Source organism: Pantoea piersonii (assembly GCF_003612015.1).
GTDB lineage: Bacteria > Pseudomonadota > Gammaproteobacteria > Enterobacterales > Enterobacteriaceae > Pantoea > Pantoea piersonii.
Map to the genome: position 1 here is coordinate 139,418 of NZ_RARB01000002.1, position 14,104 is coordinate 153,521.

A 14,104-nucleotide genomic window follows, 5' to 3' on the forward strand; every position below is an offset into this window, starting at 1 on the left:
AATAGAGGAAACGCAGGAACGGCTCTGTGCGACAGCCTCGGTTCGGGCTATACTTCTCCTACTTTTTCAACGGGTAAAACCCCGTTTCAGTTTCCCTCCGCAGTAACAGGCAAAGCGAATTCATGCGACTCGACAAATTCATCTCTCAGCAACTGGAAGTCAGCCGGGCTATTGCCGGTCGTGAAATCCGGGGGCAAAAAGTCACCGTTAATGGCGAAGTGGTGCGCGACACCGCCTTCAAAATCCTGCCCGAGCATGAGGTGGAATATGACGGCAATCCGCTGCAGCTGCAGGTAGGGCCGCGCTATTTTATGCTGAACAAGCCGCAGGGCTACGTCTGCTCCACGGACGATCCCGATCACCCGACTATCTTGTTTTTTATTGAAGAGCCGACCGCGTGGAAGCTGCATGCCGCAGGGCGCCTTGATATCGACACTACCGGTCTGGTGCTGCTGACCGACGACGGACAGTGGTCGCACCGCATTACCTCACCGCGCCATCACTGCGAGAAAACCTACCGCGTCACGCTGGAGCATCCCGTCGCTGAAGATGTGGCGCAGCAGTTCGCCGCAGGCATTCAGCTGCACGGCGAAAAATCCCTGACCCAACCGGCGCGGCTGGAGGAGATTACGCCGACCGAGGTGCTGCTGACGCTCAGCGAAGGGCGCTATCACCAGGTGAAGCGCATGTTTGCCGCCGTCGGCAATCGCGTGGTCGGGCTGCATCGCGAGCGCATCGGCGGCATCGTGCTGGATGCGGATCTGGAGCCGGGCGAGTATCGTCCGCTGACGGAAGATGAAATTGCCAGCGTCGGGTTGCCCGACGAGTTAAAACAGAAATAGCGGAGCGGCCGTGCGCAAGGATAAAAATTCAGCTGTGGGACTGGTAGTGATTCTGGGATTGCTGGCGATGCTGATGCCGCTTTCCATTGATATGTATCTGCCCGCGATGCCGCAGATCGCCCGCGAATTCGGCGTAGCGGCGGGTCGCGTGCAGATGACGCTTAATCTCTATATCCTTGGTTTCGCCATCGGTCAGCTGGTATATGGCCCGCTGGCGGACAGCTACGGCCGCAAACCGGTCATTGTGCTCGGCACGCTGATTTTCGCCTGTGCGGCGGCAGCCTGCGCGCTGTCGCAGTCGATTGACCAGCTGATTCTTATGCGCTTTCTGCACGGTCTTTCCGCCGCTGCGGCCAGCGTGGTGATTAACGCCCTGATGCGGGACAGCTACTCGAAAGAGGATTTCTCGCGCATGATGTCGTTTGTCATGCTGATCACCACCATCGCACCGCTGCTGGCACCGATTATCGGCGGCTGGCTGCTGCTGGTATGGGACTGGCACGCCATTTTCTGGACGCTGTCGATCGCCGCCTTGATCACCACCGTGATGGTGATGACGCAGATCCGCGAGACGCTCAGGCCGGAACAGCGTCAGCGTTTTCACCTGCGCACCATGCTGGGTAACTTCGTCACGCTGTTCCGTCACAAGCGCGCCTTCAGCTATATGCTGGCGAGCGGCTTCTCTTTTGCCGGGCTGTTTACCTTTCTGAATGCCGGTCCGTTCGTCTATATCGAGGTAAACCACGTGTCGCCGCAGAACTTCGGGTATTACTTCGCGCTGAACGTGGTATTTCTGTTTGTCATGACGCTGATCAACAGCCGCGCGGTGCGCCGCTTTGGCCCGCTGGCGATGTTCCGCGCCGGGCTGCTGATTCAGTTCGCGATGGGCATCTGGCTGCTGGCGGTCAGCGCGCTGCACATGGGCTTTATTCCTATGGTGCTGGGCGTCGCCATGTTTATCGGCTGCGTCTCGATGGTCTCCTCCAACGCCATGGCGGTTATTCTGGATGAGTTTCCCCATATGGCAGGCACCGCCTCGTCGCTGGCGGGCACGCTGCGCTTTGGCGTCGGCGCGCTGGTAGGCGCGCTGCTGTCGACGGCCAGCTTTAACAGCGCCTGGCCGATGGTGGGCACCATCGCGGCATGCGCTACGCTCTCTGTTCTCTTCTTTATCTACGCGTCGCGCCCTCGCGCTATCAGACGCTAAGCCCCAGCCCCGCCGCTTAAAGCGTCCCGCGCAGGGACGCTTTAAGCGGCTTTGCGACAGGGCCAGGCCACTCAGCGTCGGCAAGGTTGTCACCGCCCCTTTGACATGCCCTTTTTGGTATTTTCCCCGCTTCGCTCTCTGACGCTACCGTCGTTATGTTTCTTATATGTGAAAATTAATGATTAAGAAAGTAACGAGATTGCGTCTAAACTGATTGTTAACTGTCGATGAACGCGGTACTAATAGGCCAAAATGCGAGCCGAATCGCAAATAACAATCTTTTCCCACTTCGTTTAGTGGGAAACGAGAGAGCAGGCCTTGACGTCCGTTTCTGCCGTTTAGCAGCAACAGCAAGCGACGTTCATCGTGACTGAAGTTAATCGCTCTGGGGATATCTGTTAACTATGCTGCAACTTTCCATCGTGCATCGCCTGCCGCAGCGCTTTCGCTGGGCCAGCGAGCTTCATAGCGCTATCGTGGCGGAAGAGGGCGTCGCCAACGAGCAGGATCTTATTGCGCTGCGCCTGATTAGCCATGATGGTCATCTTGGCTGGGAGATCATGCATCAGCTGCAGGATGCGCTGGCGTCGATTCAGGTCGAGTGCAAAGTAGCGGAGTGCGAAGGGTCGCCCTGTCTCTTTATTTTGCGCAGCGACGAAAGCGCGACGAACTGCTGCCTGAAAAACCAGGGTGTGGCGATCGCGGAAACCTTTAACGGTCACTGAGTTGCGCCGAGGCCAGCAGCTCGCGCGTATAGTCTGCGGCGGGCGCGGCGAACAGCCTCTCGCAGTCGCCTTGCTCCACGACTTCGCCCTGACGTAATACCATCACCTGATGACACAGCGAACGCACCACCTGTAAATCGTGACTGATAAAGAGATAGGTCAGCTGGTGGTGCTGCTGCAGCCTGCGCAGCAGCGTCAGAATCTGTTTCTGTACTGAGCGATCCAGTGAAGAGGTCGGTTCGTCCAGCACCATCAGCTGCGGTTCAAGCACCAGCGCGCGTGCAATAGCGATCCGCTGGCGCTGACCGCCGGAGAACTCCGCCGCATAGCGATGACGGCTCGCCGCGTCTAATCCAACTTCCTCCATCACCGCGATCACGCGCGCTTCCTGTTGGGTAGCGTCGAGAGCGGGTTGATGCACCGCCAGCCCCTCGGCAATGATCTGCTGCACCGTCATACGCGGATTCAGAGACGAGTTGGGATCCTGAAATACCACCTGTATGCGACGACGCAGCGGTAACAGCTCCCTGCGCGACAGATCGTGCAGCGGCTGGCCGTCGAACCAGATCTCGCCCTGCGCGCTGAGCAGCCGCAACAGCGCCAGGCCGGTGGTACTTTTGCCGGAGCCGGATTCGCCCACCAGTCCGAGGCTCTCGCCGCGCCGCAGCGAGAAGCTGAGGTTGCTGACGGCAACTTTTTCCGCCACCTGCCGCCTGAAAAGGCCGCGCCTGACCGGAAAGCTAACGCGCAGGTCGCGCACCTGCAGCAGCAGCGGCGCGTCGGGACGCAGCGGTACGGCGCGGCCTTCCGGCTCCGCCGCAAGCAGCTGCTGCGTATAGGGATGTTGCGGCTGGCTGAACAGCGCATGGCTGCTGTTGTGCTCGACGATTTTACCCTGGCGCATTACGCTGACGTTGTCCGCCAGCTGCTGCACGATGCCCAGATCGTGGGTAATAAACAGCATGGCCATGTTGCGTTCGCGCTGCAGCTCGCGCAGCAGGCGCAGGATTTGCGCCTGAACGGTGACGTCCAGCGCGGTGGTCGGCTCGTCGGCAATCAGCAGCGCAGGTTCGGTAAGCAGCGCCATGGCGATCATCACGCGCTGGCGCTCGCCGCCGGAGAGCTGATGAGGAAAATCATTCAGCCGCGAGGCGGGGTTACGGATGCCGACCCGATCGAGGCAGCTGAGGATCTCCCCACGCGCCGCTTCGCGCCGCATGCCGCGGTGCAGGGAGAGCACCTCATAAAGCTGCTTCTCAATGGTGTGTAAGGGGTTAAGGGAGACCATCGGCTCCTGAAAGATCATCGCCATCTGGTTGCCGCGCAGACCGCGCATTCTGCGCTCGCTGACGCGCAGCAGATCCTCGCCGTTAAACAGAATTTCGCCGCCGGAATAGCGCGTCGGCGGCGCAGGCAGCAGCTGCATCACCGCAAGCGCGGTCACGCTTTTGCCCGAGCCCGATTCGCCCACCAGCGCCAGCGTTTCGCCAGCGTCGATACTGAAGGAGAGATCCTCAACCACGGTGCGCGTCACGCCGCCGCGGGCAAAGGCGACGGAAAGATGATGAATGGCAAGCAGCGACATAATCAGCCTCCCCAGGCGGGATCGAAGGCGTCGCGTACCGCTTCGCCAATAAAGATCAGCAGTGACAGCAGGATCGCCAGCGTAAAGAAGCCCGCCAGCCCCAGCCAGGGTGCCTGCAAATTATTCTTACCCTGCAACAGCAGTTCGCCGAGCGACGGCGACCCCACAGGCAGACCAAAGCCGAGAAAATCGAGCGAGGTCAGAGTCGCGATCGATCCGCACAGGATAAACGGCAGAAAAGTCAGGGTGGCAACCATGGCGTTGGGCAGCATATGCCGCAGCATAATGCGCCCGTCGCTGACTCCCAGCGCCCGCGCGGCGCGGATATAGTCGAAGTTGCGCGTGCGCAGAAACTCGGCGCGCACCACGCTGACCAGCCCCATCCAGCCGAAAAACACCGTCACCAGCAGCAGCCACCAGAAGTTGGGCTGGATGACGCTGGAGAGCAAAATCAGTAAAAACAGCGCGGGCATGCCGGACCAGACTTCAATCACGCGCTGACCGATAAGATCGATGCGGCCGCCGAAATAGCCCTGAACAGCGCCGACGATAATGCCGATAACGCTGGAAAAGAGCGTCAGCATAATTCCGAACAGCAGTGAGATGCGCGTGCCGTAAAGCAGACGCGCCAGCACGTCGCCACCGCTGGCGTCGGTGCCCAGCCAGTTTTGCGCCGAAGGCGGCGAGGGGAAGGGCGTCGAGGTCGCGAAGTTGATGGTGCTGTCGCTAAAGCGTATCGGCGCCCACAGCGCCCATCCTTTCTCATTCAGCTGTTTTTGCAGCCAGGGGTCCTGATAGTCGGCGGCGGTCGGCAGCGCGCCGCCGAAATCGCTTTCGCTGTAGCTGACCAACAGCGGCACAAACCAGCGCTGCTGATAACGCACCAGCAGCGGCTTCTCATTGGCGAGCAGATCGGCGCCGAGTGAAAGCACGAAGATAACCAGAAAAATCCACAGCGACCAGTAGCCGCGTCGGTTGTGGCGGAAACGCAGCCAGCGCTGCTGATTGACGGGAGACAAGCGCATCAGCGGCCCTCAAAATCAATACGGGGATCGACCAGCGTATAGGTCAGGTCGCTGAGGATATTCATCAGCAGGCCGATCAGGGTAAAAATATAGAGCGTGCCGAACATCACCGGGTAGTCGCGCTGAATAGTGGCGTCATAGCCCAGCAGGCCCAGTCCGTTCAGCGAAAACATCACCTCTATCAGCACCGAGCTGGTAAAAAACATGCTGATAAAGGTGGCGGGAAAGCTGGCGATAACCAGCAGCATGGCGTTGCGGAACACGTGATGATAAAGAATGCGTCGCTCGCTCACGCCTTTGGCACGCGCCGTCACCACATATTGCTTGCGGATCTCATCGAGAAAGCTGTTTTTGGTCAGCATCGTCAGGGTGGCGAAGCCGCCAATCACCGTCGCCAGCACCGGCAGGCTGATATGCCACAGATAATCTGCGATTTTTCCGTACCAGGAGAGAGAGTCAAACTGCGGCGAGGTGAGACCGCGCAGCGGAAACCAGTCGAGATAGCTGCCGCCGGCGAACAGGACAATCAGCATAATGCCGAACAGAAAGGCGGGCACCGAATAGCCGATGATAATAAAGGTGCTGCTCCAGACGTCAAAGGTGCTGCCGTTGCGTACCGCTTTTTTGATGCCCAGCGGAATCGATACCAGATAGATAATCAGCGTGCTCCACAGCCCAAGGCTGATGGAAACCGGCAGGCTCTCTTTAATCAGCTGCAGCACTGATGCGCTGCGGAACAGGCTGTCGCCGAAATCGAACCGCACATAGTTCCAGAGCATCTCGACATAGCGCTGCCACATCGGCTTATCGAAACCGTAGCGCTTTTTAATTTCAGCAATCACTTCCGGATCGAGGCCGCGTGCGCCGCGGTACTGATTATCTCCGGGGCTGGCGCGGTTCAGGGACGCGCGCGCGCCGCTCTCGCCGCCGCCGGGCAGGCCTGTGGTCTGGCCGAACTGAATGTTAGCCAGCGCCTGGTCAACCGGGCCGCCGGGCGCGATCTGCACGATAAAAAAGTTCAGCGTAATAATCGCCCACAGCGTGGGAATAATCAGCAGCATTCTGCGCAAGAAATAGGCGGCCAACTCAGGCTCCTCAGCGTCGTTCGGCCGGCAAACGCGCGGCTTTGTTCACGTCATACCACCAGTTTTCCAGACCGCTGGCATAGGCGGGCTTTACCGCGGGATGGGAGAATTTATCCCAGTAGGCCATGCGATCCTCAGCGTTGTACCACATCGGGATCATATACGCATTCCACAGCAGGATGCGATCCAGCGCCTGGCCGAGCGGCAACAGCGCCGCTTTATCGCCCTGATGCGCCACGATGGCTTTGACAAAGTGATCGACCAGCGGATCTTTGAGCCGCGCGCTGTTCCATGAAGAGTCGATAAAGTCAGATTGCCAGCTGGTCTGGAGATCCGAACTGGGCGTGGGCATCGCCAGATAAACGCGGGCGATCATATCGTAATCGCCTTCGCGCAGCCTGCGCAGATACTGTGAGGCATCCACCACGCGCAGCGTCAGGCTGATGCCGAGACGCGACAGGCTATGCTGGAAGGGCAGGGCCCAGTCGTTGCTGGCGCCGCTGCGCAGCAGCAGTTCAATGCGCATCGGCTGGCCGGTTTTGTCGTTCACCAGCTGCTGGTTTTTCACCTGCCAGCCCGCCTGACGCAGCAGATCCAGTGCTTTCAGCAGGTTAGCCCGATCGTAGCCGCTGCCATCGGTGCGCGGCGGCGCGTAGGGTGCGCTGAAAACCTCAGGCGGCAGCTGTTCTTTAAAAGGCGCCAGCAGCGCCTGTTGCGCCGCGTCCGGCAGACCCTGCGCGGCGTACTCGGTATTCTGAAAATAGCTGCTGACCCGCTGATAAGCGCCATAGAACAGCGCTTTATTCATCCACTCAAAATCGAAGGCCAGCGTGATCGCCTGGCGAACCCGACGATCGCGGAACAGCGCTTTTTCATTGTTCATGGCAAGCCAGGTGGTATTGGTCGACACCCTGTTGGGCGTGGTCTCTTTGACAATCTGCTGATCGTCGAAGTTACGGCCGCGATACTGGGTCGCCCATTTTTTAGCGGAGGTCTCTTCGCGCAGGTCGAACGCGCCCGCTTTAAAAGCTTCAAACGCGACGTTATCGTCAAGATAGTAGTCATAGCGCAGGGTATCGAAATTGAACCGGCCCCGGTTCACCGGCAGATCGGCCGCCCAGTAGTTTTTCACCCGGCTGTACTCGATATACTGACCCAGCTTGTAACGACTGATACGGTAAGGGCCGCTGGAGAGCGGCGGCGAACTCAGTGGCTCATTGAATTTTTTATCCTGCCACTCTTTCTGCGGCAGCACCGGCAAGGTCAGCAGTCCCAGCATCAAATCTTTTTCTGGCTTCGGCAGGTCAATGCGGACGCGCTGGCTATCCAGCGCTTTGATCGTCACGCCGCGATAAACGACGCGAAACTGCGGCACGCCTTCGCGCATAAATTTATCGAAGGTAAAGGCGACGTCCTGCGCGGTAATCGGCGTGCCGTCGTGAAACTGCGCGAGCGGATTGAGGCGTATCTCCATCCAGCGGAAGTTGTCGGCATAGCGCGCCGACTCGGCAATAAGCGGATAGTAGCTACCCGGTTCGTCATCAGACCCGACAAACAACCGATCGTAGAGCGCCTCGGTGCCTGCGCCGGGATTGCCACGCGAGGCGTAACGGTTAAAGTTGTCGTAGGTGCCGACTACCGCCTGGATAAGTTTGCCGCCTTTAGGCGCAGCGGGATCCGCATAGTCGAAGTGGCTAAAGTCAGCCGCATATTTGGGCTCGCCCAGCGTGGCGAATGCGCGGCTTTCATGCACCACTTCCGCGCGCAGCGGCGTGCTAAGGGCGACCAGCAACAGCATGATCAGGCGAAACAGCATAAGGTTAGCGCTCTCCTGTCGTCATTCAACATCCGGGGCGGGGCGGCCTGTTATCCTGACAGCGTCGCCAGGCTGCGACTGCGGTAATAGTCAATCAGGCGGTCCGGCTTCAGGGGGCGACTGAAAAGATAGCCCTGCATATGACAGACGCCGTGCTTCACCAGCCATGCCGCCTGCTCGCCCGTCTCCACGCCTTCCGCCACGGTTTTCAGATTCAGCTTTTTCGCCAGATGGAGCACGGCGTCCAGCACCGGGGAGTTCAGGGTCTGCGTCCCGATGCTCTGCACAAAGCCACGGTCGATCTTAAGATAATCAAAAGGGTATTTTTCAAGATAGATCAGGGCGCTGTGGCCAGTGCCGAAGTCATCTATCGCAATCTGAATATCGTTCTGATGAAGCCAGGCGAAAACCTCTCCGGCGTTTTTATCCCGCACCATGGTGCGCTCAGTCACTTCAAATACGTAGTTAAAATGGTTATCCGGCATCGCCGCTATCCAGCGCTTAACGTCCTGCTGAAAACTCTCCGACGCCAGATGCAGCGGCGAAAGATTGAGACTCATATGGGTGCCGGCGGGCACGTAAGGATTGAGTCTGTGGGCGTCTCGCGCCACCAGCTCGAACAGATGCCGCGTCAGCGGAATAATCAGGTTCAGCGACTCCGCGTAGCTGATAAACATATCCGGCGGGATCATGCCCTCGCTGGGGTGGTTCCAGCGCAGCAGCGCCTCCAGCCCGTAAGCGCGCCCGCTATGGGTGCTGATCAGCGGCTGGTACTCGACGTGAAATTCGCCGCGTTTTATACCGAGCAGGATCTCTTTGCCTGGGCGCTGATTCAGCGAGAGCAGCAACCAGCAGCCGCCGCCGACCAGCAGCGACAGCAGAATGCCGCTCAGCACGATCATAAGAATATCGCGCGTCGATATCGTATCGCCATAGAGTACAAACTGCAGCGGATAGCCGTCGAGCGGCAGCTGCATCAGCGGCTGCTGCGGCAGTTCGCTGTTGGGGATAACGGTCTGTCGCCAGCTGGTAAGCGCGCTGCTTTGCGCCACCAGCGCCATGCCGGAGATTTCCGAATGGTAAGAGGCCAGCAGCTGATAGGGCGTCAGGTTAAGATTAACGGTCGCGAACACGCCGGACTGCACGCTTTGCGGATTACGCAGCCAGAGCGCAAAAACGGGCTTGCCGGGCTGCAATGGCGTGCCGCTCAGCAGGCGCAGATCGCGATCCCGGCTGAGATCGGTCTGGTCTGAAATGGCATTAAGCGGCAGGGAAAACGCCCCGGTTGCCGAGGAGCAGAAGGCGTAGCCCTCGCGCACCAGTAAAATCGCACGCAGGTCGTTGGCGAAGGCAGCGCGGGAAGTCAGCTCCTGATTAATAGCATGGCAGTCGAAACGGGTTAAAGAGAGAAGGGGATTCAGGGTATTGGCGACAAGCGTATCCAGCGATTGTTGTAGATCTGCGCGGCTGTCGTGCAGCAGCTGCTGGTGCTGATGCTGCCGCTTATACCAGGTGTAAGTCAGCAGAGTCAGGGTAAAAAAAATAAAGAACAGGCTACCGAAAATCGCGCTGCTCCAGGCGATGCGGCGAGGATAGGTGGCCTGGCGCATCAGCGCCCTGGACAGTGGCATGAAGTGCTTTCCCCTTGTCTTATCTTTTATTATTGACTGTGCACGACTGCTCTCTGGCGAAGGTCATGAGAATATAACGAGATGACAGGAAATGTCTCGATATTCTTCTGATAAACAATCACTTTTTACGTTATTAATACGCCTTTATCTGGCACAGGGGCAAAAAAAAACGCTGCCGAAGCAGCGTTCTGTTTTCTCTGGCTGAGAAACGATCGAAGGTCAGGGATTAGCTGGGATTACGGCTTAATACCCGACGCCCTTCGCGGTAGCGTTTTTTCCAGTAGCTGTCGTTCAGACTGGAGATCATGACGCCGCTGCTGGTGGACGCATGGACAAAGTTATCGTTGCCCAGATAGATCCCAACGTGACGCCCCGTCGAACCGGCGTGGAACAGAACCAGATCCCCCGGACGCAGCTTGCTACGTGAAATCTCACTGCCGGTATCCTGCTGTTCAGAGGTCGAGCGCGGCAGTTCTAAACCAAACTGATCGCGAAACGTACGTTGAACAAAAGCAGAACAGTCGATGCCGCGTTTAGTATCGCCGCCGAGGCGGTAACGCACGCCTTTCCAGTCGGCATATTGCTCCATGATGCGGGACTTAACATCCACGCTCCGCACCATCTCTTCGAACTCATCCTGAGACGCCTGAAGTAAAAAACCATTCTGGTTTTTAACGTCATGATTCTCGTTTTTTGCGTGTTGACCGGTACTGCTGCATGCCGAGAGGAGAGTTGCCAGCGCTACTGCAGGCACAATCCGCCAGATATATCTCAGTATTGGTTGAGACTTGACCATTGTTCGTATATTCCTTCGATGTCCTTACGACAGAATGTCGCCAGCCAGATGACAAAACGGATTGAGATTAATAAGCGTTGCACGCTAAGACAATTCCTTAATTACTAAAATGTGTTAACGAACACGTTTTGGTATAAAAAAGAACCGCATTTTCTGCTGCCGTACCCTCAACGCATGGGAGGTTAACCGATTCCAGACGCCGTGGCGAGTGGTTTTACGTAAATTCTGATAGCTTTTTTTGATGTGAAATCAGTCTGTAACAGAGTGGTTACTTTATCGGCAATTTTAAAAAATTATCTTTAAAATAAGCGGTAAAAACAGGGCTAATTCTACGGGTAGGACGCTTTTTAAGAGCGTTGGGGCTGGACAGCCGGGGGAAAAGCGCCTTTATCAGCAGAAAACATCATACTATTTTCTTTATATCACCATATGGTTAGCGTGCTAATAATACTGGGCTGATTTTATTAAGCGCGGAGGGATAAGAAAAAGGCTATTCTTCCATCCGCGCTTATCAGTCTATTTCGACTTGCGATACCCGAGGGTATTCAGGGCTTATATTTGCCCGGCAGTTTACGGTAGAAAAAGCTGACGATAGCGTCGCTCAGCGGCGTCAGCAGCACCCAGCTCAGTCCAGCCAGCAGTACCGAAAGCGAACCGACGGCAATATCAGTAAACCAGTGCGCACCCGCCATCACGCGCGGCAGCGCGAAAATCACCACGATAGCCGCGCCGATAAGAAAGGCGCGGAAGCCAAAATAGCGCCACATAAAACAGGCAAAAATCATCAGCATCATGCCGTGATCGCCAGGGAAGCTGTTGGCTGAGGCGTCTTTGGCCGGAATACCGGTCAGTTCGCTGACGCGATGCGCATTTTCGAAAAACAGCGTCGGGCTTTTATGCTGCACCGGCAACAGATGGCCGAGCTGATTGAGGATAACCGCGCTGAACAGCATAGTAATGCCGATCGCCAGCAGACGACGACGGCCCGGCGGCGTTTCGCGACGCCAGTAAAAGAGATAAAGCGCGCCCATCGCCAGCAGCGACACCAGATCGAACCCACGGAAGTTAGTGATCGCCACCAGCATGGCAAAGCCAGGATGATCGACCATCTGGTCGTTGAAGCTGAAAAAGATCCCTTTATCGACGCCAGCCCAGAAACCGTGGTCGGGCGGCAGGTACCAGGAGAGAAACAAAACAACGCCAAGCGCGTTGAGTAGCAGAATTGTGATAAGACGAGTTGCGCGCATCGTATTCACTCAAATAAAAATTAACGGCAGAAACTAACCTGGCTAGTTTAAACGAAGCCTCAACAGCTGGGACTGCAAACGATTCCAGTCAACCGGTTGCGAATGGATCAGTTCAATACGGCTGTCGGGCGCAGCGGCAGTAAGCGTTTCGACATGTACATCGCCCTTTTGGCCATTAATGCGAAGCGAGCCGTCCGGCGTACGCAGCACGCCTTTAATGCGCTCGACCGACGCAAGACGCGCCCAGGCCAGCAGCGCTTCGCCATCAAAAAGCGTCGCGCCGTCGAAGATCCAGCCGCAGGCAACGTAACCCTGGCCTTCATTTAACGCGCGGCGCCAGCGCGTTCCGCCCTCAAGGCGCAGCGCGGCGAGGCCGCTATCGCGTTTAAGGTGAGCATGATGATGTGCAGGCTGCGGCAGCGTTTGACGGTTTGTGCGCGGCAGATCGAGCAGCGCAGGATCGATCGCGCCGAAGCGGGTAGCGATAAAAGGGCGGCCGTTGAGCGTTGCGTCCTGCCACTGTTGCAGGCGCTGACGGTCATCGTCGTTCCAGCCATCGCTTTTATTGCCAATAATAATGTCGGTCGCCGCCAGCTGATCGCGGAAATTTTCATTCGCCGTTACGCGTGGGTCGGCGAGCTGACGCGCATCAAGCAGGGTCAGCGTGGCGTTAAGCTGCAGATGCGGCTGATAAACCGGCGCGTTCAGCATCTCCAGCAGCTGGCGCGGATGACCGAGCCCGGTCGGTTCAATCAGCAGGCGATCGGGGCGGTTCTGCTTCAGCAGCATATTCAGCCCTACCTGCATTGGCAGGCCGTTGACGCAGCACATGCAGCCGCCGGGAATTTCCTTCAGCACCGCGCCGCTGTCGCGCAACAATGCGCCGTCAATGCCGATTTCGCCGAACTCATTAACCAGAACCGCCCATTTCTCCTGCTCCGGCTTGCCCGCCAGCAGATGGCGCAGCAGGGTGGTTTTACCGCTGCCGAGAAAGCCGGTAATAAGGTTTACGCGCGTCATGCTCTGCCTCCTTAAATGAGAATGGCCGCGAAGGCGGCCATAATGTTATTTTATAACATAAATCGCGGCGGTTAGTCGGCGCGACTCATATAACGGCGTTCAGCGATATGAATGCGGATGCGGTCGCCGTTACTCAGGTATTCCGGCACCTGAATGCTCAGTCCGGTACTCATGCCGGCCGGTTTGGTGCGCGCGCTGGCAGAGGCACCTTTGATGCCCGGCGCGGTATCGACAATTTCCATATCCACGGTCTGCGGCAGTTCGAGCGCCAGCACCTGACCGTCCATCGTCAGCACCTGAATGCCCGGAATGCCGCCTTCAGGAATAAACAGCAGCTCTTCTTCGATCTGATCTTTCTTGAATGAATAAGGCGTATAGTCCTCGTCATCCATAAAAACGTATTCGTCGCCGTCAATATAAGAGAAGGTGACGCTGCGGCGGCTGAGCTGGATGACGTCCAGAATATCGTCGCCTTTAAAACGCTCTTCTACCTTCAGGCCGGTACGAATATCAGTGAAGCGCATTTTATACAGCGTGACGGCGCCGCGCGCGCTTGGGCTCTGAATATCGATATCTTTGACCAGCAGCAGTTTGCCGTTCCAGCTTACCGCCATCCCTTTTTTGATCTCATTCGCTCTTGGCATTGCAACTCTCGCTTAAAGGAGGATTCCGATGCGCGCCACGTTACTCGCGCCGGGTTAAACAGGCAATATGGCGCCGGAAAAAATGCGCGCAATGACGCAGTCATGGCTTTCGCGCACGCGGGCTGTTATTGTCGCGGCTTCATACCCGCTGGAGCGCATCATGCAATGCCGTAGTCAGTGCGGCGCCTGCTGTACCGCGCCTTCTATCTCTTCGCCGATCCCCGGTATGCCGCATGGCAAGCCGGCGAACACGCCCTGCATCCAGCTTGATGCCGATCTGCGTTGCAAACTGTTCGGCTCTCCGCTGCGGCCCGCCGTCTGCGCCGGCTTGCAGCCGTCGCGCGATATGTGCGGCGCGACTCGCCACGATGCCATGGTCTACCTGCTGCAGCTGGAAGCGGATACCGCGCCCTGAGTCTGCTGACGGTGCTGACGGTTTCGCGCCGCGTGGTGACGTCGTTACAGCATCCCTTTCAGCTTA

General features: G+C 57.5%; 13 protein-coding genes. 4 read left to right on the forward strand and 9 right to left on the reverse strand.

Annotation, left to right across the window (positions count from 1 at the left end; translation table 11 throughout):
• The first annotated feature begins 122 nt into the window (after positions 1-122).
• The 3 genes from rsuA to D7S44_RS06475 all read left to right on the forward strand — a co-directional run bounded on the left by rsuA (position 123) and on the right by D7S44_RS06475 (position 2,774).
• The gene (gene rsuA / locus D7S44_RS06465; protein ID WP_120453147.1) at positions 123-842 is read left to right on the forward strand and encodes a 16S rRNA pseudouridine(516) synthase RsuA; all 720 of its coding nucleotides are present in this window, start codon (positions 123-125) and stop codon (positions 840-842) included.
• A gap of 10 nt (positions 843-852) precedes the next feature.
• Positions 853-2,049 carry a Bcr/CflA family multidrug efflux MFS transporter gene (locus D7S44_RS06470; protein WP_120453149.1) on the forward strand — a complete coding sequence of 399 codons (1,197 nt, stop codon included), beginning with the start codon at positions 853-855 and terminating at the stop codon, positions 2,047-2,049.
• A gap of 404 nt (positions 2,050-2,453) precedes the next feature.
• Positions 2,454-2,774 (forward strand): YejG family protein, encoded by a 321-nt coding sequence (locus tag D7S44_RS06475; RefSeq protein ID WP_120453151.1) that lies wholly within the window; start codon positions 2,454-2,456, stop codon positions 2,772-2,774.
• Here D7S44_RS06475 and yejF read toward each other — a convergent pair.
• The 9 genes from yejF to yeiP all read right to left on the reverse strand — a co-directional run bounded on the left by yejF (position 2,761) and on the right by yeiP (position 13,623).
• Positions 2,761-4,359: a microcin C ABC transporter ATP-binding protein YejF gene (gene yejF / locus D7S44_RS06480; RefSeq protein WP_120453152.1), complete on the reverse strand. Its 1,599-nt coding sequence runs from the start codon at positions 4,357-4,359 to the stop codon at positions 2,761-2,763. The two genes, D7S44_RS06475 and yejF, sit on opposite strands and share 14 nt — an antisense overlap.
• A gap of 2 nt (positions 4,360-4,361) precedes the next feature.
• A complete protein-coding gene (locus D7S44_RS06485) occupies positions 4,362-5,387 on the reverse strand; it encodes an ABC transporter permease (RefSeq protein ID WP_179256399.1) in 1,026 nt (341 codons plus the stop codon).
• Positions 5,384-6,469, reverse strand: coding sequence for a microcin C ABC transporter permease YejB (locus tag D7S44_RS06490; RefSeq protein WP_120453156.1), 1,086 nt, complete (start codon positions 6,467-6,469; stop codon positions 5,384-5,386). Before D7S44_RS06490 ends, D7S44_RS06485 begins: the two co-directional genes overlap by 4 nt.
• 10 nt (positions 6,470-6,479) lie before the next feature.
• Positions 6,480-8,285, reverse strand: a complete 1,806-nt coding sequence (locus tag D7S44_RS06495) for an extracellular solute-binding protein (RefSeq protein WP_120453158.1) — start codon at positions 8,283-8,285, stop codon at positions 6,480-6,482.
• A gap of 50 nt (positions 8,286-8,335) precedes the next feature.
• On the reverse strand, positions 8,336-9,916 hold the full coding sequence (locus D7S44_RS06500) for a cyclic di-GMP phosphodiesterase (RefSeq protein ID WP_120453160.1): 1,581 nt from the start codon (positions 9,914-9,916) through the stop codon (positions 8,336-8,338).
• A 226-nt stretch (positions 9,917-10,142) separates the two neighbouring features.
• The gene (gene mepS, locus D7S44_RS06505) at positions 10,143-10,712 is read right to left on the reverse strand and encodes a bifunctional murein DD-endopeptidase/murein LD-carboxypeptidase (protein ID WP_120453162.1); all 570 of its coding nucleotides are present in this window, start codon (positions 10,710-10,712) and stop codon (positions 10,143-10,145) included.
• 545 nt (positions 10,713-11,257) lie between these two features.
• Positions 11,258-11,959, reverse strand: a complete 702-nt coding sequence (locus D7S44_RS06510; RefSeq protein ID WP_120453164.1) for a phosphatase PAP2 family protein — start codon at positions 11,957-11,959, stop codon at positions 11,258-11,260.
• A gap of 42 nt (positions 11,960-12,001) precedes the next feature.
• Positions 12,002-12,979 (reverse strand): CobW family GTP-binding protein, encoded by a 978-nt coding sequence (locus D7S44_RS06515; RefSeq protein WP_120453165.1) that lies wholly within the window; start codon positions 12,977-12,979, stop codon positions 12,002-12,004.
• 71 nt (positions 12,980-13,050) lie between these two features.
• Positions 13,051-13,623 (reverse strand): elongation factor P-like protein YeiP, encoded by a 573-nt coding sequence (yeiP, locus tag D7S44_RS06520; protein ID WP_103794119.1) that lies wholly within the window; start codon positions 13,621-13,623, stop codon positions 13,051-13,053.
• Positions 13,624-13,783: 160 nt separating this feature from the next.
• Between yeiP and D7S44_RS06525 the strand changes: the two genes are divergently transcribed.
• Complete coding sequence (locus D7S44_RS06525; protein ID WP_120454174.1) at positions 13,784-14,038, forward strand: YkgJ family cysteine cluster protein; 255 nt, start codon at positions 13,784-13,786, stop codon at positions 14,036-14,038.
• Positions 14,039-14,104 lie beyond the last annotated feature (66 nt).

Excerpts from the sequence above, each read along its gene's own strand:
- mepS (WP_120453162.1), bottom strand. The coding sequence starts at position 10,712 with ATGGTCAAGTCTCAACCAATACTGAGATATATCTGGCGGATTGTGCCT.
- rsuA (WP_120453147.1), top strand. The coding sequence starts at position 123 with ATGCGACTCGACAAATTCATCTCTCAGCAACTGGAAGTCAGCCGGGCT.
- D7S44_RS06475 (WP_120453151.1), top strand. The coding sequence starts at position 2,454 with ATGCTGCAACTTTCCATCGTGCATCGCCTGCCGCAGCGCTTTCGCTGG.
- D7S44_RS06525 (WP_120454174.1), top strand. The coding sequence starts at position 13,784 with ATGCAATGCCGTAGTCAGTGCGGCGCCTGCTGTACCGCGCCTTCTATC.
- D7S44_RS06515 (WP_120453165.1), bottom strand. The coding sequence starts at position 12,979 with ATGACGCGCGTAAACCTTATTACCGGCTTTCTCGGCAGCGGTAAAACC.
- D7S44_RS06500 (WP_120453160.1), bottom strand. The coding sequence starts at position 9,916 with ATGCCACTGTCCAGGGCGCTGATGCGCCAGGCCACCTATCCTCGCCGC.
- D7S44_RS06495 (WP_120453158.1), bottom strand. The coding sequence starts at position 8,285 with ATGCTGTTTCGCCTGATCATGCTGTTGCTGGTCGCCCTTAGCACGCCG.
- yeiP (WP_103794119.1), bottom strand. The coding sequence starts at position 13,623 with ATGCCAAGAGCGAATGAGATCAAAAAAGGGATGGCGGTAAGCTGGAAC.
- D7S44_RS06510 (WP_120453164.1), bottom strand. The coding sequence starts at position 11,959 with ATGCGCGCAACTCGTCTTATCACAATTCTGCTACTCAACGCGCTTGGC.
- yejF (WP_120453152.1), bottom strand. The coding sequence starts at position 4,359 with ATGTCGCTGCTTGCCATTCATCATCTTTCCGTCGCCTTTGCCCGCGGC.